Here is a 23,843-nt window from a genome sequence, read left to right as displayed (position 1 = left end):
CGGAGCGCCCGGCGATCGGAAAAGGACCTCCTCCGGCGGGGAGCGGCTCCGGCGGCGGGCCCGGCGGGCGAGCGCCGCACCCGGCGCCGGTCCGATTCGACCACCCCGGCAGCGCCACCGCGCGGCCCGACCGCCGGACGTGCCGGATCCCCCGGCGGCCGGTGCCGACCGGGGGATCCGTGGTGCGGTGGTTCAGCTGGCCGGCGGATTGCCGGGCGGGTTCGACGGCGGGTTCGACGGCGGGTTGCCGGGCGGGTCGGAGGGCGGCCCGGCCGGCGGGTACTGCGGGTACCCGGGGTCGGTGCCGGTGGTCGACGCCTGGCCCGGGTAGGGCGGCTGGCCCGGGTACGTCGCACCCGGCACCGGCGGCTCCCAACCGGCCGGCTGCTTGCGGAAGAACTCGTTCGACGCGGGCAGCGCGAGCAGGATGATCGCGGCGATCAGCGCCAGCAGCGCGACGATCGAGCAGATCAGCGTCAGCGGCTCGCTCCAGGAGGGCAGCTCCGCCTCAAGCCGCCGCTGGATCTCGGCGTTGTCCGGGCCGTCCGCTGTGGAGCCTCCACCGGTGCCCACCCCGGAGAGCGCCTGGCCGGCGGCACCGAACCCGGTGCAGCAGACTCCGATCCCGGCGACCACCCAGGTGGCGATCCGGGCACCGTTGCGGCCCTGGTTGTTCAGCAGGGCCAGCACCACCAGGCCGATGGCGATCAGCAGTTGCAGTACGGCGCTGAACACGGTGATGCCGACGGCGAAGCCCTCGGCACCCTCGACGGAGGTGCCCGCGTACTCCTCACGGAAGATGGTCGAGACGGTGCCGAGGGTGGCGAGGCTGACCGCCGTCGACACGGCGATCAGGGCGGCCGCCAGATAGAGCAGATAGCTGGCATTGGTGACGGTGCTCGGGCGCGGCCTCGCGGTCGGCGCGGAATTGGCTGGTTCCGACACGGCTCTCCTTTCCTGGCTCGGGTCCCCCGGCTCGGAGGCCCCGGGATCGGCTTGTGCGGATCGAACGTTCCCAGATCAGAATTCCCAGATTCCGGACCACCGTATCGGTACCGGTCCCGCCGCCCGGGGGTGAACCGCCGCCGGCAGTACGGCCCGGAGTGGCCCGGAGTGGCGTCAGTCCCGGCCGAGCCGGCCGGCGGCGTACTCGCCGAGGGTGGTCTGGTCCATCAGGCAGCCGCTGAAGGTGGTCAGTTCGGCCGGATCGCCGAGCAGCCCCCGCCAGGCGTCCCGGGCCGCCGCCGGGTCCAGCCGGTCGAGCAGCGTCGCCGCGTACGCCCTGCCGGCCGCCGAGCCGTTCGCCAGCAACCACGCCAGCCGGGGACGCAGCTCCTCGGCGTGCTCGGGCAGGGCCGCCTCGACGGTCCGGTACGCCTCGGTCGGCGGCAGCACCTGGCCGGCGAGGCCCACCCCGCCGAACGCGACGACGTCGGCGCCGGCCAGCTCGCGTACTGCCGTCGCCAGTTCGTCGTCCCGTCCCGGAAAATCGGTCATGCCACCAATGGTCACCCGATCCGGCCCGGAGCGCTCGCCGGCGGGGCGCCGGACGGCCGGGGAGTCGGCGACCGACGACGGGCCGGCCCGATCGTGCGATCGGACCGGCCCCGGTGCGTCCGCTCAGACCCGGACGACGCTCAGCGACTCCTTGTTGTCGGCCAGGTCGACCCGGACGGTGTCGCCGTCGCGCACCTCGCCGGCCAGCAGCGCCCTGGCGAGCCGGTCGCCGATCGCCGACTGCACCAGCCGGCGCAGCGGCCGGGCGCCGTAGATCGGGTCGTACCCGTGCTCGGCGAGCCAGCTCCGGGCCGCGTCGGTGACCTCCAGGCCGAGCCGCCGGTCGGCGAGCCGCCGCCGCAGCCGGTCGAGCTGGATGTCGACGATCCCGCGCAGTTCCTGCCCGGTCAGCGAGGCGAAGACCACGATGTCGTCGAGCCGGTTCAGGAACTCCGGCTTGAAGTGCGACCGGACCACCGCCAGCACCGCCTCCCGGCGCTCCTCCTCGCTCAGCGTCAGGTCGGAGACGACCGCCGTGCCGAGGTTGGAGGTGAGGATCAGGATCGCGTTGCGGAAGTCGACCGTACGCCCCTGGCCGTCGGTGAGCCGGCCGTCGTCGAGCACCTGGAGCAGTACGTCGAAGACGTCCGGGTGCGCCTTCTCCACCTCGTCGAGCAGGATCACCGAGTACGGGCGGCGGCGCACCGCCTCGGTGAGCTGCCCGCCCTCCTCGTACCCGACGTAGCCGGGCGGGGCGCCGACGAGCCGGGCCACCGAGTGCTTCTCGGCGTACTCGCTCATGTCGATCCGCACCATCGCCCGCTCGTCGTCGAAGAGGAACTCGGCGAGCGCCTTGCCCAGCTCGGTCTTGCCGACGCCGGTCGGGCCGAGGAAGAGGAAGCTGCCGGTGGGGCGGTCCGGGTCGGCGACCCCGGCCCGGGCCCGGCGTACCGCGTCGGAGACCGCGGCCACCGCCTCGGCCTGACCGACCACCCGGGCGCCGAGCGACGACTCCATCCGGAGCAGCTTCGCGGTCTCGCCCTCCATCAGCCGGCCGGCCGGGATACCGGTCCAGGCGGCGACCACCGCGGCGATGTCGTCGGCGCCGACCTCCTCCTTGAGCATCGCCCCGTCGGCCTGCAACCCGGCGAGTTCGCCCTCGGCCCGGGTCAGCGCGGCCTTCAGCTCGGGGATCCGGCCGTAGCGCAGCTCGGCGGCGCGTTCCAGCTCGCCGTCCCGCTCGGCCCGCTCCGCCTCGCCGCCGAGCCGTTCCAGCTCCTCCTTGGCGGTGGAGATCCGGGTGATGTGCTCCTTCTCCAGCCGCCACCGCTCGCTGAGCGCGGTGAGCTGCTCGCGCTTGTCGGCCAGCTCCTTGCGGAGCCGTTCGAGCCGCTCGGCCGAGGCCGGGTCGGGCTCCTTGGCCAGCGCCATCTCCTCGATCTCCAGCCGGCGTACCGCGCGCTCGATCTCGTCGACCTCGGTCGGCCGGGAGTCGATCTCCATCCGGAGCCGGGAGGCGGACTCGTCGACCAGGTCGATCGCCTTGTCCGGCAGGAACCGGTCGGTGATGTACCGGTCGGAGAGGCTGGCGGCGGCGACCAGGGCGGCGTCGGTGATGCGTACCCCGTGGTGCACCTCGTAGCGCTCCTTGAGCCCGCGCAGGATGCCGATGGTGTCCTCGATGGTCGGCTCGCCGACCAGCACCGGCTGGAAGCGCCGCTCCAGCGCCGGGTCCTTCTCGATGTGTTCGCGGTATTCGTCGAGGGTGGTGGCGCCGACCATCCGCAGCTCGCCCCGGGCCAGCATCGGCTTGAGCATGTTGCCGGCGTCCATCGAGCCCTCGCCCTTGCCGGCGCCGACCACGGTGTGCAGCTCGTCGAGGAAGGTGATGACCTGGCCGTCGGAGTTCTTGATCTCCTCCAGCACCGACTTGAGCCGCTCCTCGAACTGCCCCCGGTACTGCGCACCGGCGACCATCGCGCCGAGGTCGAGCGAGACCAGCTTCTTGTCCCGGAGCGACTCGGGGACGTCACCGGCGACGATCCGCTGGGCCAGCCCCTCGACGATCGCGGTCTTGCCGACGCCGGGCTCGCCGATCAGCACCGGATTGTTCTTGGTACGCCGGGAGAGCACCTGGATCACCCGGCGGATCTCGGCGTCCCGGCCGATCACCGGGTCAATCTTGCCGTCCCGGGCGCTGGCGGTGAGGTCGACGCCGTACTTCTCCAGCGCCTGGTAGGTCTGCTCGGGGTCCGCGGTGGTGACCCGGCGGTCGCCGCCGCGTACCGCCGGGAAGGCTGCGACCAGGTTCTCCTCGGTCGCGCCGGCCTGCTTGAGGGTGCTGGCGACCGCGCCGCCGACCCGGGCCAGCCCGGCCAGCAGGTGCTCGGTTGAGGTGTACTCGTCGCCGAGCGGCCGGGCGATCTGTTCGGCCGCGCCGATCGCGTTGACGAACTCCCGGGCCAGGCTCGGCTCGGCGACGCTCGACCCCCGGGCGGCCGGCTGGTTCTCCACGGCCCGGGCGGCGGCCCGCCGGATGTCGGCCGGATTCGCCCCGACCGCGCGCAGCAGTCCGGCCGCGGTGGACCCGCCGGTGTCCAGCAGGGACAGCAGCAGGTGCCACGGTTCGACGGTGGCGTGGCCGCGCTGGTTCGCCGTCGCGACGGCGCCGGTGATGACTTCGCGGCTCTTCGTGGTGAGGCGTTCGGCGTTCATGGGGCTCCCAATACGGTCCGCCGGCCGTGGTACGGGCCGGCATCGGCAGCGTGGCGGGCGGTGACGCCGCCGCCCGGCGACACCACCTCCAGTACGAACGACACAACCAGAGTTGAGTCTATTCCACTCAACTCTATCGCCGTGACATCAGTCACACTCACTCGCCGGTCGGTCGACGTCACCGCCGCCACCAGCGCACGGTCCGAGCACCCCCGACGCCGCTACCGGCCCTCGATCGACAACCGGTACGGTTGGTTACGTGCGAGTACGTGTTGAGCAGACGGCGTTGCCCGGGATCGGCGTACGTCACGACGTGGTCACCGCCTCCGGACGCCGGCTCGGTGTGGTCACACACCGCAACGGCCGACGCGATCTGGTGCTCTACGACCCGGACGATCCGGACTCCTGCACCGCCGACGTCCCGCTCACCGACGACGAGGCGGAGGCGCTGGCCGACATTCTCGGCGCCTCCCTGATGCTCGGCCAGCTCTCCGGGCTGCGCCAGCAGGCCGCCGGGCTGCTCACCGAGCAGATCGCCATCCCGGCCGGCTCGCGGTACGTCGGCCGGCGGCTGGGCGACACGCAGACCCGCACCCGTACCGGCGCATCCATCGTCGCGGTCCTGCGGGAGCGCGAGGTGATCGCCTCACCCGATCCGACCTTCCGGTTCGAGGCCGGCGATGTGGTGGTCGTGGTTGGCACCCGCCAGGGACTGGACGGTGTCACCGCGATCCTCGCCGAGACCGACCCGGACGGCTGAGGCGTATGCACCACACCACAGTCCTGCTCATCGAAACGGGCGCCCTGCTACTCGCCCTCGGACTGCTCAGCCGGCTCAGCCGGCGGATCGGGCTCTCGCCGATCCCGCTCTACCTGCTCGCCGGGCTCGCCTTCGGGCACGGCGGGCTGGTGCCACTCTCGGCCAGCGAGGAGTTCTTCGAGGTCGGCGCCGAGATCGGCGTGATCCTGCTGCTGGTCATGCTGGGCCTGGAGTACTCCGCCGACGAACTCGTCGGCAACCTGCGCGCCGCCGCCCCGGCCGGACTGATCGACGGCCTGCTCAACGCGCTGCCCGGTGCGGCCTTCGGGCTGCTGCTCGGCTGGGGCTGGATCGGCGCGATCGTGCTGGCCGGGGTCACCTGGGTCTCCTCGTCCGGCGTCATCGCCAAGGTACTGGCCGACCTCGGCCGGGTCGGTAACCGGGAAACCCCGGTCATCCTGTCGGTGCTGGTCATCGAGGACCTCGCGATGGCGCTCTACCTGCCGCTGGTCACCGCGATCCTCAGCGGCCAGAGCCTGCTCGGCGGCGGTATCGCACTGGCCGTCGCGGTCTTCACCGTGGTCGTCGTGCTGGTGGTGGCGATCCGGTACGGCCACTTCATCTCCCGGATGCTCTCCGCCCGGGACCCGGAGGCGCTGCTGCTCGGCGTACTCGGGCTGACCCTGCTGGTCGCCGGCATCGCGGCCGGGCTCCAGGTGTCGGCGGCGGTCGGCGCGTTCCTGGTCGGCATCGCCCTTTCCGGGCCGGTGGCACACAACGCGACCGAGCTGCTCTCGCCGCTGCGGGACCTCTTCGCCGCCGTCTTCTTCGTCTTCTTCGGGCTGAACACCGATCCCCGGGCGATCCCACCGGTGCTGCTGCCGGCCCTGGCCCTGGCCGTGGTCACCATGGCCACCAAGGTGCTGACCGGTTACGTGGCGGCGAAACGGGTCGGCATCGGGCTGCCGGGCCGGTGGCGGGCCGGGCTGGCCCTGGCGCCGCGCGGCGAGTTCTCCATCGTCATCGCCGGGCTGGCCGTCGCCACCAGCGTGGTCAATCCGCAACTCGGCCCGCTGGCCACCGCGTACGTGCTGATCACCGTGGTGACCGGCCCGATGTTGGCCCGGCTGCCCGACTTCGCCTGGTTCAAGCGGTGGCTGCGCCGCCGGGCCGCCCCCGGTGGCCCGGCACCGGCTCCGGCGACGGAGTGAGTCGGGGCGCGGCGGGTGTCGCGCCCCACATACCGGGATCACCGTTCGGCCGGTTCCACCAACGCGTAACGGGTTGATGAAATAGCACGTGGCGACCCTTTCGCAGGTTGGCAACAGCGCGTTACCGTGTCGCCGCAGTAGCCACAGGTACCCGCGGTGCCGGCGTGCCGGCAGCCGCGCGAGCGGAAAGGCGGCCCGTTGAGCGTGCAGGACTCAGCGTTCCGGGGCTTTGCCAACCCGGTGGACCCGTCCCCCGCCGAGCTTCGGGCCTGGGCCTACGAGCCGGACTCGGTGCCGTTGCACACGATGCCGAAGGACTGGGACCTGCTGGTCTCGGGAGACCGGCTGATCGGCACCCTCTTCGATCTGGCGATGGACCCGTCCTGTCCGGCCCGCCGCTTCGCGCTGCACTGCCTCTACATCTACGCCGCGGACGGCATCCGGACCAAGTTCCAGGCGCATCCGAAGCGGCGGTTGCGGAAGCTGGTCGAGCAGGCCGAGCGGGTCGGTGACGAGCCGATGGTCATCTGGGCGCACAACACCCGGATGCTCCAGGCGAGGCCGGAGCTGTTCGACTACCGCGACTGGTGCGAGGGCGGCCTGGTGCGGCAGGGGCGCCGGTTGAGCTGAGCCCGGGCGAGCGGTGGGCCGGGACCCCCCGTGGACCCCGGACCACCAGCTGGTGCCGGCGCGGAGCACGGGACCTGACCTGCGTACCGGAGGACCGCGACCGCGGAACTCGCGCCATCAGCCAGGTTACTGATCTCACCGGTCCGGCGGGCCGGAACCGGGCAGCGGGCCGGGCGGACCATCGGGGTCGCTGTGCCGGCCGGGACAGGAAGAGCTGGCGCTCGAAGCACCTCTCGACGAGCGCCAGCGGAGTTCTTCGCTTGAAGCGTCACGACGCCGGTCGGCGGTTGCCGTACCGGTGCGTGTGGATGTCGCCCTGCCTCGTGCCCACCGGGACCCGTTCCCGGCGAGGACTAGTCGCACCGCATCCAGTTGAAGTGGTACGTGGTGCTGACGCTGCTGTCGGTCGAGTCCATCATCATGAAGCTGGTGGTCTTCGGGTCCGACGTACCGCGGTTCACCCGCAGCTCGGTGTTGATGTTCAGCAGCCGGACCTCGCCGCACGGGGCGTAGACCAGTTCGGCCATGTCCGTGACGTCGGTGGTCTGCCAGTTGTCACTGAGCGGACCGGGGATGTTGTGCGTCTCGGTCGCCGTCGGCGACGTCCCCTGGATGTAGTAGCTCGCCCGTTGCATGCCGCTGGCGCCGCGTTCGAGGTGGGCGAAGCCGCGGTAGTCGGCCTGCCGGATCGCGTACGTGAAGCCGCCCGGGACGTTCACCTGGAGGACCAGTTGGCAGTTCTTCCGGAAGTCGGTCGGTGCGGCACCCGCGCCGGCCTGGGCGAGGTAGTCGCTGTAGGTCACCGTGAAGGCGGTGTTGTCCGGCGCCGCGGCGACCGCCGCCGTCCCGAGCCGGCAGCCCGACCCGTTGACCGTCTTGACCTCGATGGTGATGCGCTCGGCCGGCGGATTCGTGGTCGGCACGGGGTCGGCGAGTACCGGCAGGCCCATTAACGACGCCGCCAGGCTGCCGATGACTAATGTGTGCAACATTTCCGGGGCTCCCTTCGGTCACCGTCGCGCGAGCCGTTGCCCGCGCGATGTATCAAACGTCATCCATCGATCGGATGGCCCTCTTCGCCGGTGCCCGCTCGGCCCGGACAACGCCGACCGGGCGGGCCCCCGCCCCCAGGGCCGGGATGCCGGAGCAGATTCCCGCATCCCAACCCGGAGGCATCACGTCAGGACTCTTCGCACTTCTTCCATGCGAAGTGGTAGATGGTGTTGATGCCACCATCGGTCGAGTCCATCGCCATGAAGCTGGTGGTGGTCGCCGGGTTGGACGTCCCGACGTTCACCCGCAGTTCGGTGTTGATGTTGAGGAAGCGCATCTCCCCGCAGGGCGCGTAGCTCACCGAGGTGAGTTCCGAGGTGTCGGTGGTCTGCCAACTGTCGTCCAGCGGGCCGCTGAAGTTGTGGTTCTTGTACGTCGTCGGCGAGGAGCCCTGGAAGTAGTAGTTCGCCCGGGACACCGCGGTCGCACCGTTGGCCAGGTAGGCGTAGCCGCGGTAGTCGGCCTGGAGAATGGCGTAGGTGAAGCCCTCCGGGACGTGTACCTGCAGGGCCAGCTGGCAGTTCTTCCGGGCGTCGGTCGGCCGCGCCCCCACGCCGACCTGGGCGAGATAGTCGCTGTAGGTCACCGTGAAGGCGGTGTTGTCGGGGGCGACCGCGACGGCCGCGGTCCCGGCCGGGCAACCCGAACCATTGATGGTAATGACCTCGATGACAATCTGCTCTTCTGGAGGCTCCACAGGCGGATCCGTCGGGATGACAATCCCGCCGAGCATCGAGGCAACGAGACTGCCAATGGCCAGCACACTGATCATGGGTTCCCTCCCGATCGTGGCGATAATGACGCGCGCGCATGCATACTTTAACGCTATTTATTGATGTTCGTCAATGTCCTAAAGTTGAATGAGTAATGGCCGAAAAGGTGGTAGTACTGCGACTTGCGGCGGAAAACGCGGAGGGCCCCTGGGTCAGGCACGATGGACATTCAATTCCATCGGCCGACCCAGGGGCCCTAATTCGCGCTAACCCCACAGACCGCCGTAAGGGGACGCGTTTACGGCGTCGCGATCAGCACTCTTTCCAGCTGAGGTGGTAGACGCTGCGCACACTGCCCCGGCTCGAGTCCATCGCCATGAAGCTCGTGCCGTTGTCCGCGTTGCCACCGTCGACCCGCAACTCGGTGTTGACATTGAGGTTCCGCGCCTCGCCGCAGGGTGCGTAGACCAGGGCAGCCGCCCGGTCGGAGGTACGCCAGCCGCCGTTGTACGGCCCGGTGAACTCGTGGCTGGTCTGTGCGGTGGACGAGCTGCCCATCCAGTAGTAGTGCGAGTGCTGCGAGCCGCTGGCCCCCCGCTGGAGGTACGCGTAGCCCTGAAGGTCCACCTGGGCCACCGCGAAGGTGAGCCCCTGTGGGATGTTCACCCGCAGGTTGAGCTGGCAGTTCTTCCTGAACTCGGTCGGCTTCGCCCCGGCACCGGCCAGGACGAAGTAGTCGCTGTAGCTCACCGTGAAGGCCGTGTTGTCGGCTGCGGTGCTCACCTCGGCCGTCCCCGCCGGGCAGCCCGATCCGTTGACGGTCTCCACGCTGATGGTGATCCTCTCGGCAGGAGTCACCAAAGGCTCGGTAGCTACCGTCGAGGCAAACAATGCCGCGAGTACGCCGCCGACAGCCATCACGTTGGACATGGTAGTTCCCTTCCGGTCGTCGCGATGCGGTCGCGCCCGCAGCCCACCATAGTCATAACATTGATGGCCGTCAATAAAACAATCTTGTAACCCAGGACATTTCAAGAACTGCTGATCAATTGCGTCGGATCAGATCACAGGCATCCGCAGGACCGCGTCATAGCGCGGCACCGGGACACCACTGGGCGACCCACCGCCCGCACCCCCACTCGCCGGGGCGGACGGACAAGACGCTCCATGACCTTTGCCGGGCGTACGACGGAAAGATCCGGCGATCAACAGACCACCGGACTCCGACGTCACCGCTATGTACGGTGATGGCTGGCGGCGCGCTCGGGGTAATGGTTTCCGAGCCTTCTCGCTAATGGATTACGAGAATCGGGCGTAATGTTCCCGAAACACCCAGGGTAATGGTTTCGGACACCCCACGGGGGTATCCCGACGTCCCGTGATGCGGGAACGGCCACCCCCGGGTCGGTTCGGCGCCCCCGGCCGACCTCCGGATCAGGCCGAGGGGTCGGCGCTGCGGCGGGGGCGCCAGACGACCAGCGCGGTGGAGGGCCGGTTGGTCGGCACCAGGTCCCGGCGGGGCAGCCCGCCCAGCGCCTCCAGCTCGGCCACCCGGCGGTAGGCGGCCTCCAGCTCGGCCTGTAGGCCCGCGATCCGCTGCTGGAGCTCGTCGACCATCTGCTCCAGCACGATGATCCGCTTGATGCCGGCCAGGTTGACGCCGTCGTCCTGGCTGAGCCGCTGCACCTCACGGAGCAGCGCGACGTCGCGGACGCTGTACCGGCGCCCGCCGCCCGGGGCGCGGCCGGGCTGCACCAGCCCCATCCGGTCGTACTGCCGCAGCGTCTGCGGGTGCATGCCGGCCATCCGGGCCGCGACCGAGATCATCAGAACCTTGGCGTCGGACGCCTGCTCGATCGAGACGACGACGTACTCCTCGGCCACCTTGATCACCTCCGCGTTGCCAACAGCTCAGTTGAAACGACGCACCCGGGCGTCGAGATGTTCCCGTGCCGCCGCCGGGGTCTGCGCGGCGAACTCCTCCAGTGCCTTCCTCGCCTCCGGCGAGAGCTGCTCGGGGACCACGATCTCCACCGTCACCAGCAGGTCGCCGGCCTGGCCGTCCCGCCGGACCACACCCCGGCCCCGGGCTCGCAGCGTACGGCCGCTCGGGGTGCCCGGCGGCACCCGCAGGGTCACCGCCGAATCCAGGGTGGGCACCCGCAGGTCCGTCCCGAGCACCGCCTCCGCGATGGTGATCGGCACGGTCAGGGTCAGGTCGTCGCCGCTGCGCCCGAAGAGGTCGTCGGAGCGGACCTTGACCAGGACGTACAGGTCGCCGGGCGGGCCGCCCCGGTCACCCGGCTCACCCCGGCCGGCGAGCCGGATCCGCTGGCCGTCCGCGACCCCGGCCGGAAACCGGACGTTGAGCGTGCGGGACTTGGTCACCCCGCCAGTACCCCGGCACTCCGGGCACTTCTCCTCGACGATCGTGCCGACGCCCTGGCACTCCCGGCACGGCTCCGAGAAGCTGAACGAGCCCTGGTTGCGGGTGACGACCCCGGCTCCCCGGCACTGCGGGCAGGTCTGGGGCAGCGTCCCCGGCTTGGCGCCGTCACCGTGGCAGGTGTCGCAGACGCCGGGAGCGCGCAGCGTCAGCGGCACCGTCACCCCGCGTACCGCGTCGCCGAAGTCGAGCATGACCTCGGCCTCCACGTCCCGGCCCCGGGCCGGGCCACGGGTCCGGGTCGGACCGCCGCCGGAGAAGATCGAACTGAACAGGTCGGAGAAGCCCGCCCCGCCGAACCGGCGGTCACCGCCGGCCGCGCCGCCCGGCTGGCCGGCCCCGCCGAAGAGGTCCGAGACGTCGAACGGGTAACCGCCGGGCCCGCCCGTCCGGGCGTTGCGGCGGAACGCGCCCGACCCGAAGAGCGAGCGCATCTCGTCGTACTCCTTGCGCTTGCGCGCGTCGGCGAGCACGTCGTACGCCTCGGAGACGGCCTTGAACCGCTCCTCGGCCTGGGCGTCACCCGGGTTGTGGTCCGGGTGCGATTCCCTGGCCAGCTTCCGGTACGCCTTCTTGATCTCGTCAGGAGAGGCGGACTTGGCCACCCCCAGCACGGCGTAGAAGTCCTTCTCCAGCCAGTCTTTGGAACTCATCGGTCGTCCACCCCCTTCCCCTGTGGCGCGGTCGAGGTGCCGCCCGCACCCCGTCCGACGGACGGCTTACGGACGGCACCTCGACCGCGACGCACCGGCTCAACCTCGCTTCGACCCGGTTTCCGCTGGCGCCGGAGCGCTCACTCCGGCTCCGGGTCGGCCACCGCGACCATCGCCGGCCGCAGCAGCGCGTCGTTGACCTGGTAGCCGCGGCGCAGTACCTCCACACAGGTCGGCTCGGTGACCTCGGCCGAGGTCTGGTGCGCGACCGCCTCGTGCTGGTTCGGGTCGAAGGGGTCGCCCTTCTCGCCGAACGGGGTCAGCCCGAACTTGGCCAGTGCCCCGATCAACTGGTCCGCCACCGTGCCGAACGGCCCGACCAGGTCGCCGTGCTCACGGGCCCGGTCCAGGTCGTCGAGGACGGGCAGCAGCGCGGCGAGTACGACCCGGGTGGCCCGGTCGGCGTCCCTGGCCCGCTCCCGGTCCATCCGCCGGCGGTAGTTGGCGAACTCCGCGGTCACCCGCTGGAGGTCCCTGGTCCGCTCGTCCAGCTCCGCCCGGAGCGCCCCGAGCTCGGCGCCGAGCGGGCCGGGCCCGTCGGCGTCGGCCTCGGTGACCGGCTTGACCGGGGCGTCCACCACCGGCCCGTCCGTGCCGGACGGTGGTCCCTCCGCCAGCACCTCGGCGAGTTCGTCCTCGTCCACCACCGGGGAGGTCGGGTCACCGGAGTCGTCGGTGGTCGCCCCGCCCCGTTCGGTCGTCGCGTCGTCGATCACCTCCGGCCCGTCCTCGGCCGACTTCGCGTCGTCCACGGAGGCGGCGGCACCGCTCGAACCGGTGTCGTCGACCTCACCGGCGGCCACCACCGGCTCGGCGTCACCCGGCGGCTCCGGATCCGGGTTCGGGTCCTTCGCCGCCAGCCTGGTGCCGTCGGTCGTACCGTCCGGGACCGGCTGCTCGTCGGTCAGATTGATCTTCCGGTTGTTCCGGATGACGACGCCCTCGCCGGCCGTGCCCGAGGCAGGGTCGGCGGTCGCGGAGCCACCCGGCGCCGACCCGGTGGGTTCCGGATCGGCGGCTCGTGGCTTGTCCGTCATTCAATTACCTCGATCCGTTGTGCTTACGGCCAGCCCGGGTACGCACCGAACGCGTCGTCACTTCTTGTCGTCCTCGTCGACGATCTCCGCGTCCACCACGTCGTCGGCGCCGCCCTTGGCACCGGTCGGGCCGCCTTCCGGGCCGGCACCCGCGGCACCCGGCTGCCCCTGCTGCTCGGCCTGCTGCTGCGCGTAGAGCAGCGAGCCGGCCTCCTGGGAGACCTTGAGCAGCTTCTCGTGCGCCGACTTGACGTTCTCCAGGTCGGTGCCGCCGAGCGCGGAGCGCAGGTCGCCGAGCGCCTCGTTGATCTTGTCGCGCGGCTCGGCCGGCAGCTTGTCCCCGCTCTCGGCGAGGAACTTCTCGGTCTGCCACTGGAGCTGCTCGGCCTGGTTGCGGGTCTCCGCCTCGTCCCGGCGCCGCTTGTCCTCGTCGGCGTGGTCCTGGGCGTCCCGCATCATCCGCTCGATGTCGTCCTTCGGCAGCGCCGAGCCGCCGGTGATCGTCATCGACTGCTCCTTGCCGGTGCCGAGGTCCTTCGCGTTGACGTGCACGATGCCGTTCGCGTCGATGTCGAAGGTGACCTCGATCTGCGGTACGCCGCGCGGCGCCGGCGGCAGGCCGGTCAGCTCGAAGGTGCCGAGCTTCTTGTTGTAGGCCGCGATGTCCCGCTCGCCCTGGAAGACCTGGATCAGCACCGACGGCTGGTTGTCGTCGGCGGTGGTGAAGACCTCCGAGCGCTTGGTCGGGATGGTCGTGTTGCGCTCGATCAGCTTGGTGAAGATGCCGCCCTTGGTCTCGATGCCCAGCGACAGCGGGGTCACGTCGAGCAGCAGGACGTCCTTGACCTCGCCCTTGAGCACACCGGCCTGGAGCGCGGCACCGACCGCGACGACCTCGTCCGGGTTGACGCCCTTGTTGGGCTCGCGGCCGGTGAGCTGCTTGACCAGCTCGGAGACGGCCGGCATCCGGGTCGAGCCGCCGACCAGGATCACGTGGTCGACGTCGGAGACCTTGACCCCGGCGTCCTTGATGGCCTGGTCGAACGGGCCCTTGCAGCGGTCGAGCAGGTCCTGCGTCATCCGCTGGAACTCCGCCCGGGTCAGCGTCACGTCGAGGTGCAGCGGCGCCGACGGGGCACCGTCGCCACCCGCCGGGCCGGCGGTGATGTACGGCAGGTTGATGCTGGTGGTGGTGGCGGCGGAAAGCTCGATCTTGGCCTTCTCGGCCGCCTCGCGCAGCCGCTGCATCGCCATCTTGTCCTGGGACAGGTCGACGCCGTGCTGGCCCCGGAAGGTCTTCACCAGGTGGTCGATGATCCGCTCGTCCCAGTCGTCGCCACCGAGGTGGTTGTCACCGCTGGTCGACTTGACCTCGATGACCCCCTCGGCCAGCTCCAGCAGCGACACGTCGAAGGTGCCGCCACCGAGGTCGAAGACCAGGACGGTCTGCTCCTTGGAGCCCTTGTCCAGCCCGTACGCCAGCGCCGCCGCGGTCGGCTCGTTCACGATCCGCAGCACGTTGAAGCCGGCGATCTCCCCGGCCTCCTTGGTGGCGGTCCGCTGGGCGTCGCTGAAGTACGCCGGAACCGTGATCACGGCGTCGGTGATCCGCTCGCCCAGGTACGCCTCGGCGTCCCGCTTGAGCTTCATCAGCGTCCGGGCGGAGATCTCCTGTGAGGTGTACTTCTTTCCGTCGATGTCGACGGACCAGTTGGTGCCCATCTCCCGCTTGACCGACCGGATGGTCCGGTCCGGGTTGGTCACCGCCTGACGCTTGGCGACCTCACCGACGAGCACCTCGCCGTTGCGGGCGAACGCGACGATAGAAGGAGTCGTCCGCGAGCCCTCGGCGTTCGCGATGACGGTGGGCTCACCGCCTTCGAGAACGCTGACGCAGGAATTCGTCGTGCCGAGGTCGATGCCGACCGCACGTGCCATCTTCGCTTCCTCGCTTCGTTACAAGGCAGGTGACGGGCACCGCCCGCACTGCACCCACCGCAAGTTGAGTGGACCGGACTCAATAGTGCCACGATCCGCCGTACGTGCAAAGTCGGACTTGAGTCACATCGACGCAACCCACCCCGGGGTCCTCACCACGGCGAATCCCTCCACCCGCCGGTGCATCGACAGTGGTCGTGGGGATCCGGACACCCGGCGAGGAAACCGACGGCCGGCGCCGCGCTGATCCGCGAGCAACCGTGCCTGTTGTCTGTGTTGCAGGGATCGGGCAGTCTTTACCCCGTGACGACCCACGGCGAACCGGCCACCGGCCTCGGCACGCCCCTGGTCGGCCCGGAAACCCCCATCGCCGACGCGGGTCGCGAGCCGGCGGAAAGCACTCCACGGCATCCACCGGCAGACCCGGCCGCCGCGACGGAGCAGCTGCCGACCGCCCCCGTGCCGCCCGGGACCGCCCCCGCCGCGGACTCCCCGGCCGGGGACGGGTCGGACCTGCGCTGGGCGCTCACCCGGCTGCGGGCGGCGATCGACGTCACCGCCTATCCGCTGACGCTGCCCGGGGCGGACGAGGCCCGACAGCTCGGCTCGACGCTGCGCGCCCAGCTCGCCGACTACCTGCTGCCGCGACTCGCCCGGCTCGACGCGCCGCTGCTGGTGGTCGTCGGCGGCTCGACCGGCGCCGGCAAGTCGACCCTGGTCAACAGCCTGGTCCAGGCCCGGGTCAGCAGCGTCGGGGTGCTCCGGCCGACCACCCGCTCCCCGGTGCTCGTCTGCAGCCCGCTCGACTCGGCGTGGTTCCGCCAGGGCGACCTGCTGCCCGGACTGACCCGGACCACCACCCCCGGGGACCAGCCGGACACCCTGCACCTGGTCACCGCGCCGGCCCTCCCCGCCGGGCTGGCCTTCCTGGACGCCCCCGACATCGACTCGGTGGTGGACGCCAACCGGGTGCTCGCGGCCCAACTGCTCGCCGCCGCCGACCTCTGGCTCTTCGTCACCACCGCCGCCCGGTACGCCGACGCGGTGCCCTGGGAACTGCTGCACACCGCGCGGCTGCGCGGCACCGCGATCGCGCTGGTCCTCGACCGGGTACCACCGGCCGCCACCGACGAGGTGGCCGCGCACCTGGCCGAGATGCTCGCCGAACACCAGCTCGGCGCCGCACCGCTCTTCGTACTCCCCGAGACCGTGGTCGACGGGCAGGGGCTGCTGCCCGGACGGCTGACCGAGCCGCTGCGCTCCTGGTTCGGCCGGCTCGCCGCCGACTCGGAGGCCCGGGCCGCGGTGATCCGACAGACCCTGCACGGCGCCGTCGCCGCGCTGGTCCCGGCCGTCGAGAGCCTGGCCACCGCCGCCGACCAGCAGGCGAACGCCGCACAGGCGCTGGACGAACGGGTCCGCAGCGGCTATCGGGGCGCCCGCCGCTCGGTCGAGGAGGCGCTGCGGGACGGCCGGCTGCTCCGGGGCGAGGTGCTGGCCCGCTGGCAGGAGTTCGTCGGTACCGGCGAGCTCTTCCGCACCCTGGAGGCCCGGGTCGGCCAGCTCCGCGACCGGGTCGTCGCCGCGCTGACCGGCCGGCCCGCCCCGAACGCCCAGCTCCGCAGCGCGATCGAGTCGCAGCTCGTCACCCTGCTGCGCGAGGCGGCCGCCACGGCCGCCGAGCAGACCGCCGCGGCCTGGCAGACCCACCCGGCCGGCGCGGCACTGCTCACCCCCGAGCTGTCCCGGCCCGCCGAGGACCTGCCCGAACGCGCCGAGCGGCTGGTCCGGGACTGGCAGCGCGACGTACTGGAACTCGTCCGCGCCCAGGGCGGCGACAAGCGGTTCGTGGCCCGCAGCGCGGCGTACGCGGTGAACGCCACCGGCCTGGCGGTGATGATCGCGGTCTTCGCCTCCACCGCGTTCATCCCGACCGGCCTGGAGGTGGCGGCGGCCGGCGGCACCACCGTCGCCGCGCAGAAGGTACTCGAAGCGATCTTCGGCGACCAGGCGATCCGTACCCTGGCCACCCGGGCCCGGGCCGACCTGCTCGGTATGGTCGACCGACTCTTCGACGAGGAGGCGGCCCGCTACCTGGCCCGCACCGCGGCGGCCGGTGTCGACGCCGCACACGGCGACCAGCTCCGCGAGGCGGCCCGGCTGGTCGACGCCGCGCGGGGCGACGCGGGCGAGACGGCCGGAGCGGAGGCGACCCGATGACCGACATCCTGGGCAGGGTCCGGGACGCGATCCGCCCCGACCAGCGGGCCGACCCGGACCGGCTGGTCGAGCGCCTGCACGCGGTCAACCGGTTCCTCGGCGCCGTCGACGGCCACCTGCCCGACGAGCGGCTGGTCGCGGCGCACACCCTGATCGAGCGGGCCGGCACCCGGCTGGCGCTCTCGCTGAACCACACCGTGGTGGCGCTGGCCGGTGCCACCGGCAGCGGCAAGTCCAGCCTCTTCAACTCGCTGGCCCGGTTCGAGATGTCACCGGTCGGGGTGCGCCGGCCGACCACCGGGGTCACCCACGCCTGCGTCTGGGGGCCGCTGGACGACGCGACCCGGCTACTCGACTGGGTCGGCGTACTGCCCCGGCACCGGTTCGTCCGGGAGAGCGCGCTGGACGGCGCCGACGAGGCGGCCCTGCACGGCCTGGTCCTGCTCGACCTGCCCGACTTCGACTCGGTCGAGTGGTCGCACCGCTCCGAGGTGGACCGGCTGCTCGGCCTGGTCGACCTCGTCGTCTGGGTGGTCGACCCGCAGAAGTACGCCGACAAGGTGCTGCACCGCAGCTACCTGCGCGAGTTCCACCGGCACCGGGACGTCACCGTGGTGGTGCTCAACCAGGCCGACCGGCTGGCCCCGGACGAGCTGCCCCGGGTGCTGGCCGACCTGCGCCGACTGGTCGACGCCGACCAGCTCGACGGGGTGCCGGTGCTCGCCACCTCGGCGCTGACCGACGCCGGTACGGCACCGCTGCGGGCCGCCCTGGAGCAGGCGGTCGCACAGCGGCAGGCCGCGCTGCGCCGGCTCTCCGGCGACGTCGACACGGTCGTCGACGGGCTCGGCGAGCTGGTCGACTCCGGACGGGCCGACGACGACGTCGACCGGCCGACGATCCGCCGGCTGATCGACGCGCTGGCCGGCGCGGCGGGCGTACCAGCGGTGGCGGAGGCGACCGAGCAGGCGTACCGGCACCGGGCGGTGGCGGCGACCGGCTGGCCGCTGGCCAGGGGCCTGCGCCGGCTCCGCCCCGACCCGCTCCGCCGGCTGCACCTGGCCGAGGGACCCGCCGAGCCGGAACGGGTACCCGAGCCGGGTGGACTGCTCGGCCTCGACCGCCCGCCGGTGGCCGCGACCTCGGTACCCGAGCCGACCGCGGCGCAGCGTTCCGCGGTCGGGCTGGCCGTCCGGGCGGTCGCCGACCGGGCCGCCGCGACCCTGCCCGGTCCCTGGTCGGCGGCGGTGACCGCGGCGTCCCGGTCCCGGCTGGCCGACCTGCCCGACGCGCTCGACCGGGCCGTCGCCACCACCGACCTCGGGATGGACCGCCGGCCGGTCTGGTGGCGGCTGGTCAACGCCGTGCAGTGGCTGGTGACCGTCGCCGCCGCCATCGGCCTGGGCTGGCTGCTCTTCGGTTACGCGGTACGCGCCCTCGGGCTGCCGGAACTGGACTACCCGATGGTCGGGGCGGTGCCGCTGCCCACCGTCGCGCTGCTCGGCGGCCTGCTCTGCGGTGCACTGCTCTCCCTGCTGGTCAAGCCGGTGATCAGGTGGGCGGCCCGGCGGGCCCGGTGGCGGGCCGAGGGGCGGATGCACGACGCGGTGGCCGAGGCCGCCCGGGGGTACGTGGTGACCCCGGTCCGCGAGGTGCTGCGCGCGTACGCCGAGGCGCGGTCCGCGCTGGCCGTCGCGTCGGCACGTCGCCGATGACCGACGGCACCTCGACGAACGACAGCGCCCCGACGAACGACAGCGTGCCGACGAACGAGAGCGCCTCGACGAACGACGGCGCGTCGGCGACCCTCGGCAGGTGGCGGCCGGTCCTGGTCCGGGGCGGGCTGGCGCTGCTCGGCGTACTCCACGTCTCCTGGGGAGTGCCGGCCGTACTGGCCCCGCGCTGGTTCTTCGACACCTTCCCCGGCTTCGGACTGGCCTGGACGGCCGGCTACCCGCCGTACAACTCGCACCTGATGACCGACGTCGGGGCGGCGTTCCTGACCCTCGGCGTGATGCTGCTGGCCGCCGCCCGGTTCGACGACCGGCGGGTCACCGCCGTGGTGCTGACCGGGCTGCTGATCTTCAGTACCGTGCACCTGGTCTTCCATCTGGGGCACGTCGGGACGCTGAGCAGTGCCGATCTGCTCGCCAGCCGGGGGACGCTGCTGCTCGGCGTGCTCGGTCCCGGCGCGCTGCTGATGCTGGACCGCCACCGACGGGCGTAGGGTCGATCCATGGCCTCGCCTCGGACCCCCTTTGAAGCCGTGTTGCATGCCGCCCGCGACGTGACCAAGCTCGACTGCGCGCTCGACGCCGAAATGCTCGGCACCGCCCTGCTGGGCAGCGTCTACGCGATCGCGGAGGAAGACCGCAACAACGCCGTCCGGGACTTCGTCGGCGACTTCCTCTCCGCGACCTCCCGTCGGCGTACCGCCGCCGCGACCACGATCCGGACCGTCTTCGCGGCCCTGGTGCCGGACGCCGCCGGTGCCGCCTCGGTCAAGCCGGGAACGCAGGCCCCGTCCTGGTCCGGCCAGCTCGGCAAGGTACGCCTGACCGGCAGCTACGCCTACGGCGACGTGTACGGCGACCAGACCTCCTACCTCGCCACCTTCGCCTACGACGACACCGCGTCGGGTGGCCCGGAGCACGCCGTGGTGGCCCTGGTCGACCACAACATCGGGATCACCAAGGACGTCTTCGTCGGCGGCCCCGCCGAGCGGATCCTCGGACAGGTCCGGGAGATGTGTGCCGGCGACGCGCTGACCTGGTTCCGCGAGGAGGATCCGGCCCGGCTGCGCGACGAGGTGGCCCGGCACCTGGACATCACCGACGAGCTGGGCGACCTGCCCGACGAGGGTTCGCTGGCCACCGACCGGACGCTGGTCGGTGCCCGGCTGGCGTTGCTGCCCCGGGCGGCGTCGACCGCTGCCCTCCCCGACGAGCCGGAGCCGCTCTCCTCGGCGGAGCGGGACCGGCTGGTCCGGGCCTTCCTCGCCTCGCCCGAGGCGGCCCGGTTCGGGCTGCCCGAGGTGCCCGAGGCCGACCTCGCCTCACTGCACTTCTGCCTCAGCCTGGTCCTCGACCACTCGGCGAGCTTCTCCGACCCGGATCCGCTGCGGTGGAGCCCGGCGGTGGCCGGTCTCTTCCTGCTCGACTGGGTGCACCGGCGGGCGGTACTCGACATGGACGACGCGGCGATGCTGCCCCGGGTGGTCCGGAGCTGGGCCGCGTACGCCGCCCGGCTGCGCGGACTGCCGGCCGAGGCGGCGGCCCAGACCGACACCTCGGTCGAGGAGATGGTGCCGGAGTTCGTCCGGCTCTACACCACCGGGGAGCGGCGCAGCCCGGCGACGGCGGCGGTGGCCCAGCTCATCGCCGACGGCGTCGACCCGAACGACCCGGCGGCGCTGGACGCCTGGATCGAGGCGAACCGGCAGCGCCTGGACGACGACCCGGTGTAGCGAGCCGCCGCCGAGTCCTCCCCGCCCGCTCAGTCCTCCCCGCCGGGTCGGCGCAACAGCTTCGCCCGGCGGGCGGTCAGCGCGGGCAGGTCCACCCGGAGCGGCCACGGGTGCCCGGTCGCGAACGGCTCGGTGGTGTAGTGGGTGACGTAGCGGTATTTCCGGCTGCCGGCGTCGAGCACCAGTTCGGCGAGGGAGATGGTCGGCTTCTCCTCCTCCGGCACCACGATCCAGTACGCCGGGACCCCGGCCCGGGCGTAGAGGGCCCGCTTGGTCTCGGTGTCCCGCAGCGCCGAGGTCGGCGACACCACCTCGACGACCAGCAGCGCGTCGGTGATCGGAAACGGGGTACGCCGCAGGTGCTCCGCCCGGGTCACCACCACGTCCGGCCGGGGCTCGTTGTGCTCGTCGACAGTCGTCGACTGGTCGGTGCCGACCACGTAGTCGTCAGAGGGACAGGAATCCTCCAGGATGTTGGCGATCCACCGGGCGATGGTGTTGTGGTCGATCGTGGCCGAGGGGGACACGATGAGGCTCCCGTCAATCAGCTCGTAGCGCCGGCCGTCATCGGGCAGGGCGTGCAGGTCTGCCGTGGTGTAGCCGTGCGGGCCGGGCCGGTCGAGGGCGATCGGGGCGGCACTCATCGGAGAACCTCCGGGATCGGTCGGGGAAGCCACGAGGTCAAGGCTACGGGTGGGGCGGTCACGGGCGCGACAGTAACGGAGAGCACCGACAGCTTCACGTAACGGCGACGGGGCGGCGCGAGTGCGCCGCCCCGTCGTCCGCGTACCGGTCAGATCAGCTCGCGACCTCGTGGTCGTCGTGCAGGCCGCCACCGCCACCGGCCGGCGCGGTGGTGCCGCTGGCCGGGCCGGTCGGCGGGGTGCCGAGGCTGCGGGTGTCGTAGGCGTACGTGATGAGTGCGTGCGCGATCGCGTCGGACATCTCGTCGATCGCCTTCAGGCTGATGTTGTCGATGTCGTCGCAGGCCTGGTGGTAGCACGGGTCGTATGCGGCACCGGCGGTACCGCCGTAGACCCGGGCCTCCTCGGCCGTCTTGACCAGTTCGGCCCCGGTGAAGAGGCCGCCGGACGGGATGTCCACCCCGGCCGCGATGAACGGTCCGTAGTCACTGCGTCCGGAGAACGGCGTCTCGGCCGAGGCCAGTCGCTGTGACCGGAAGTAGTCGTGGAAGAGCTTCTCGATCGCTCCGGAGCCGGGCGGTCCGGCCGCCGACCCGGTGCCGGGCGGGAAGGCCGAGTTGTCGCCGTCGTAGACGAACCGGACGTAGTTCGGCGAGCCGACCATGTCGAAGTTCAGGTAGAGCGCGATCCGGTCCCGCTCCGCCTGCGGCAGGTTGGCGATGTAGTACGTCGAGCCGACCAGGTTGGCCTCCTCGGCGCCCCAGAGCGCGAACCGGACCTTGTTCTTCGTCGGGAACCAACGCATCTGCTCGGCGATCTCCAGCAGCGCGGCACTGCCGCTGCCGTTGTCGTTGATGCCCGGACCCTCCGGTACGGAGTCGAGGTGGGCGCCGGCCATCACCACGTTGCCCGGGTCGCCCCAGCGCGACTCGGCGAAGATGTTCTCGGTGGTGGCCTGTCCCCGGAAGGTGTCGGTGAAGACCCGCAGGGTGAGCCCGCCCGCGACCTGGCCGACCAGTTCCTGGCCGAGTGCCTGCGAGACGCCGAGGGCGGCGAAGTCCAGGGTGTACCCGTTGCCGAGGGTCCCGGAAAGGTCACCCGGGATGTTGTTGTAGATGACCACCGCCGCCGCGCCGGCCGCCGCCGCCGTACTGGCCTTCTGTCCGAACGGGCAGGTGCCCCGGCTGATCACGACGATGGTGCCGACGTTCGCCGGGCCGAAGTCGCCGGGGTTGCAGCCCTGGGAGTCGCCGGTCGGCACGCTGGCCGGGGCGGTCACGTCGGCGCTGCCCGAGTAGCTCATGATCCTGTGTGGCAGGTCGCCGGCCGGCGCCGAGACCCGTTCCAGTTCGGACGGAGTGTTGATCAGGAAGGTCTGGAAGTCGAACGCCTGCCGGGTGACCCGGTATCCCGCGTTCCGGAACACCTTCTCCGCGTAGTCGACCGACCTGTCGTATCCGGGTGCACCCGAGGCGCGGTTGCCGTTGTTCCGGTCCGCGATCTTCTGTAGTTCCTTGAGATGCTTCTGTACGCCCTTGGCGGTGACCGCCTTGCGCAGCACCCAGGAGCCGAGGCTCCCCAGGCCGGAGCTGGCCTGTGCCGGCGCTGGTGCCGCCGTCACCGCGAGTGCTGTCACGAGCGTGGTGGCCAGTAGGCCACGGCTCCACCGTTTGCTGGTGCGACCCACGCTGCCTCCCTGTCGGGTCACCGGGGTTACCGGTCTTATCGAGGGAGGTCAGCATAGCCAGACGTCACTGACCGGTGAATAGTCCACACGAGTGTGCTTACCGGCCGGTAGGCGGCACGGGTGCGCATGATCGGCCATCGATGGCCGGCAGGCCGCGACCTGGGAGAGCAGGCCGGGCCCGCCGGCACCACCGGTGACCGGGCTGGCCCCCCGCCAGCCGATCGGGCGGCGGCGCCGGCCCGGGGGCCGGCGCCGCCGAAGGCCGTCGTTGCCGGTCGACGACCTCGTCCCGGTAGTTCGGTCCGGCCGGTGAGGCGGGACCGAATCCTTTTTCGTCCTACTGACGATAACCACTGTGATAGCTTCTCGTCAAGGTGGTGATAATTCAGATGGCCGAGTACCCGCCGTTCGCCGTGACCGTCGACCTGGTGGTCCTCACCGTGCGGGCGGACGAGCTCTGCATCCTGCTGGTACGCCGGGGCGTACCGCCGTACCAGGACCGCTGGGCGCTGCCCGGCGGGTTCGTCGGGTTCGACGAGGACCTGCCGGACGCCGCCGCCCGGGAACTGACCGAGGAGACCGGGATCCCCGAGCCGATCGGCCACCTCGAACAGCTCGGCACGTACGGGTCGCCGAAACGGGACCCCCGGGGCCGGGTGGTCACGGTGGCGTACCTTGCGCTGCTGCCGGACCTGCCGACGCCGGTGGCCGGTACGGACGCGGCGGCGGCGGACTGGCTCCCGGTGTCCCGGGTCGCCGACGCCCGACTCGCCTTCGACCACGACGTCATCCTGGCCGACGGGCTCGAACGGGCCCGGGCCAAACTCGAGTACACCCCGCTGGCCACCGCGTTCTGCCCACCGGAGTTCACCATCGCCCGGCTGCGTACGGTCTACGAGACCGTCTGGAACAGCCGGCTGGACCCGCGCAACTTCCACCGCAAGGTCACCAGTACCCCCGGTTTCGTCGAGCCGGCCGGCCGGGTCACCGAGGGCGACCGGGGACGGCCCGCCCAGCTCTTCCGGCGCGGCCCGGCCGAACTGCTGCACCCGCCGATGCTCCGCCCGCCGGTCACCCGGCACTGAGCGGCACACCGGGCACTGCCGGGACCGG

20 protein-coding genes are annotated in these 23,843 nt (G+C 71.7%); 8 read left to right on the top strand and 12 right to left on the bottom strand.

What is annotated here, in order from left to right:
• Positions 1-192 precede the first annotated feature (192 nt).
• The 3 genes from C6W10_RS30880 to clpB form a co-directional block, all read right to left on the bottom strand.
• Positions 193-945: a hypothetical protein gene (locus C6W10_RS30880; protein ID WP_107262614.1), complete on the bottom strand. Its 753-nt coding sequence runs from the start codon at positions 943-945 to the stop codon at positions 193-195.
• A gap of 174 nt (positions 946-1,119) precedes the next feature.
• Positions 1,120-1,497: a hypothetical protein gene (locus tag C6W10_RS30875; RefSeq protein ID WP_107262613.1), complete on the bottom strand. Its 378-nt coding sequence runs from the start codon at positions 1,495-1,497 to the stop codon at positions 1,120-1,122.
• 123 nt (positions 1,498-1,620) lie between these two features.
• Positions 1,621-4,212 (bottom strand): ATP-dependent chaperone ClpB, encoded by a 2,592-nt coding sequence (gene clpB / locus C6W10_RS30870; protein WP_107262612.1) that lies wholly within the window; start codon positions 4,210-4,212, stop codon positions 1,621-1,623.
• Between the two features lie 259 nt (positions 4,213-4,471).
• Here clpB and C6W10_RS30865 point away from each other — a divergent pair, with 259 nt between their 5' ends.
• The 3 genes from C6W10_RS30865 to C6W10_RS30855 all read left to right on the top strand — a co-directional run bounded on the left by C6W10_RS30865 (position 4,472) and on the right by C6W10_RS30855 (position 6,813).
• Positions 4,472-4,972: a cation:proton antiporter regulatory subunit gene (locus C6W10_RS30865; RefSeq protein ID WP_107262611.1), complete on the top strand. Its 501-nt coding sequence runs from the start codon at positions 4,472-4,474 to the stop codon at positions 4,970-4,972.
• A 5-nt stretch (positions 4,973-4,977) separates the two neighbouring features.
• Complete coding sequence (locus tag C6W10_RS30860; RefSeq protein ID WP_107262610.1) at positions 4,978-6,183, top strand: cation:proton antiporter; 1,206 nt, start codon at positions 4,978-4,980, stop codon at positions 6,181-6,183.
• A 198-nt stretch (positions 6,184-6,381) separates the two neighbouring features.
• The gene (locus C6W10_RS30855) at positions 6,382-6,813 is read left to right on the top strand and encodes a hypothetical protein (RefSeq protein WP_107262609.1); all 432 of its coding nucleotides are present in this window, start codon (positions 6,382-6,384) and stop codon (positions 6,811-6,813) included.
• A 353-nt stretch (positions 6,814-7,166) separates the two neighbouring features.
• Here C6W10_RS30855 and C6W10_RS30850 read toward each other — a convergent pair whose 3' ends face one another.
• The 7 genes from C6W10_RS30850 to dnaK form a co-directional block, all read right to left on the bottom strand.
• The gene (locus C6W10_RS30850; protein WP_107262608.1) at positions 7,167-7,805 is read right to left on the bottom strand and encodes a DUF4360 domain-containing protein; all 639 of its coding nucleotides are present in this window, start codon (positions 7,803-7,805) and stop codon (positions 7,167-7,169) included.
• A gap of 188 nt (positions 7,806-7,993) precedes the next feature.
• On the bottom strand, positions 7,994-8,638 hold the full coding sequence (locus C6W10_RS30845; protein ID WP_107262607.1) for a DUF4360 domain-containing protein: 645 nt from the start codon (positions 8,636-8,638) through the stop codon (positions 7,994-7,996).
• Between the two features lie 253 nt (positions 8,639-8,891).
• Entirely contained in the window at positions 8,892-9,437 is a 546-nt protein-coding gene (locus C6W10_RS30840) for a DUF4360 domain-containing protein (RefSeq protein ID WP_234359153.1), read from the bottom strand.
• A gap of 576 nt (positions 9,438-10,013) precedes the next feature.
• Complete coding sequence (locus C6W10_RS30835; RefSeq protein WP_107264418.1) at positions 10,014-10,406, bottom strand: heat shock protein transcriptional repressor HspR; 393 nt, start codon at positions 10,404-10,406, stop codon at positions 10,014-10,016.
• An 84-nt stretch (positions 10,407-10,490) separates the two neighbouring features.
• Positions 10,491-11,678, bottom strand: coding sequence for a molecular chaperone DnaJ (gene dnaJ, locus C6W10_RS30830; RefSeq protein WP_107262605.1), 1,188 nt, complete (start codon positions 11,676-11,678; stop codon positions 10,491-10,493).
• A 140-nt stretch (positions 11,679-11,818) separates the two neighbouring features.
• A complete protein-coding gene (gene grpE, locus C6W10_RS30825; protein WP_107262604.1) occupies positions 11,819-12,775 on the bottom strand; it encodes a nucleotide exchange factor GrpE in 957 nt (318 codons plus the stop codon).
• A gap of 57 nt (positions 12,776-12,832) precedes the next feature.
• Positions 12,833-14,713 carry a molecular chaperone DnaK gene (gene dnaK, locus C6W10_RS30820; protein ID WP_107262603.1) on the bottom strand — a complete coding sequence of 627 codons (1,881 nt, stop codon included), beginning with the start codon at positions 14,711-14,713 and terminating at the stop codon, positions 12,833-12,835.
• A gap of 303 nt (positions 14,714-15,016) precedes the next feature.
• Between dnaK and C6W10_RS30815 the strand changes: the two genes are divergently transcribed.
• The 4 genes from C6W10_RS30815 to C6W10_RS30800 are packed head-to-tail and all read left to right on the top strand — an operon-like array spanning position 15,017 to position 20,399.
• Positions 15,017-16,933, top strand: coding sequence for an ABC transporter (locus tag C6W10_RS30815; protein ID WP_159104826.1), 1,917 nt, complete (start codon positions 15,017-15,019; stop codon positions 16,931-16,933).
• Entirely contained in the window at positions 16,930-18,648 is a 1,719-nt protein-coding gene (locus C6W10_RS30810; protein ID WP_107262602.1) for a GTPase, read from the top strand. The genes C6W10_RS30815 and C6W10_RS30810 overlap by 4 nt, the downstream gene beginning before the upstream one ends.
• Positions 18,645-19,160: a hypothetical protein gene (locus C6W10_RS30805; protein WP_107262601.1), complete on the top strand. Its 516-nt coding sequence runs from the start codon at positions 18,645-18,647 to the stop codon at positions 19,158-19,160. The genes C6W10_RS30810 and C6W10_RS30805 overlap by 4 nt, the downstream gene beginning before the upstream one ends.
• A 9-nt stretch (positions 19,161-19,169) precedes the next feature.
• Positions 19,170-20,399 carry a hypothetical protein gene (locus C6W10_RS30800; protein ID WP_107262600.1) on the top strand — a complete coding sequence of 410 codons (1,230 nt, stop codon included), beginning with the start codon at positions 19,170-19,172 and terminating at the stop codon, positions 20,397-20,399.
• A 29-nt stretch (positions 20,400-20,428) separates the two neighbouring features.
• Here C6W10_RS30800 and C6W10_RS30795 read toward each other — a convergent pair whose 3' ends face one another.
• The gene (locus C6W10_RS30795) at positions 20,429-21,043 is read right to left on the bottom strand and encodes a Uma2 family endonuclease (RefSeq protein ID WP_107262599.1); all 615 of its coding nucleotides are present in this window, start codon (positions 21,041-21,043) and stop codon (positions 20,429-20,431) included.
• A 154-nt stretch (positions 21,044-21,197) separates the two neighbouring features.
• A complete protein-coding gene (locus C6W10_RS30790) occupies positions 21,198-22,730 on the bottom strand; it encodes a M28 family metallopeptidase (RefSeq protein WP_159104825.1) in 1,533 nt (510 codons plus the stop codon).
• A gap of 389 nt (positions 22,731-23,119) precedes the next feature.
• On the opposite strand from C6W10_RS30790, the gene C6W10_RS30785 reads away from it, so the two are divergent.
• Positions 23,120-23,815 (top strand): NUDIX domain-containing protein, encoded by a 696-nt coding sequence (locus C6W10_RS30785; RefSeq protein WP_107262597.1) that lies wholly within the window; start codon positions 23,120-23,122, stop codon positions 23,813-23,815.
• Positions 23,816-23,843: the final 28 nt, after the last annotated feature.

This window comes from Plantactinospora sp. BB1 (genome assembly GCF_003030385.1).
Lineage (GTDB): Bacteria > Actinomycetota > Actinomycetes > Mycobacteriales > Micromonosporaceae > Plantactinospora.
This window is presented reverse-complemented; position numbering and strand designations above follow the sequence as displayed.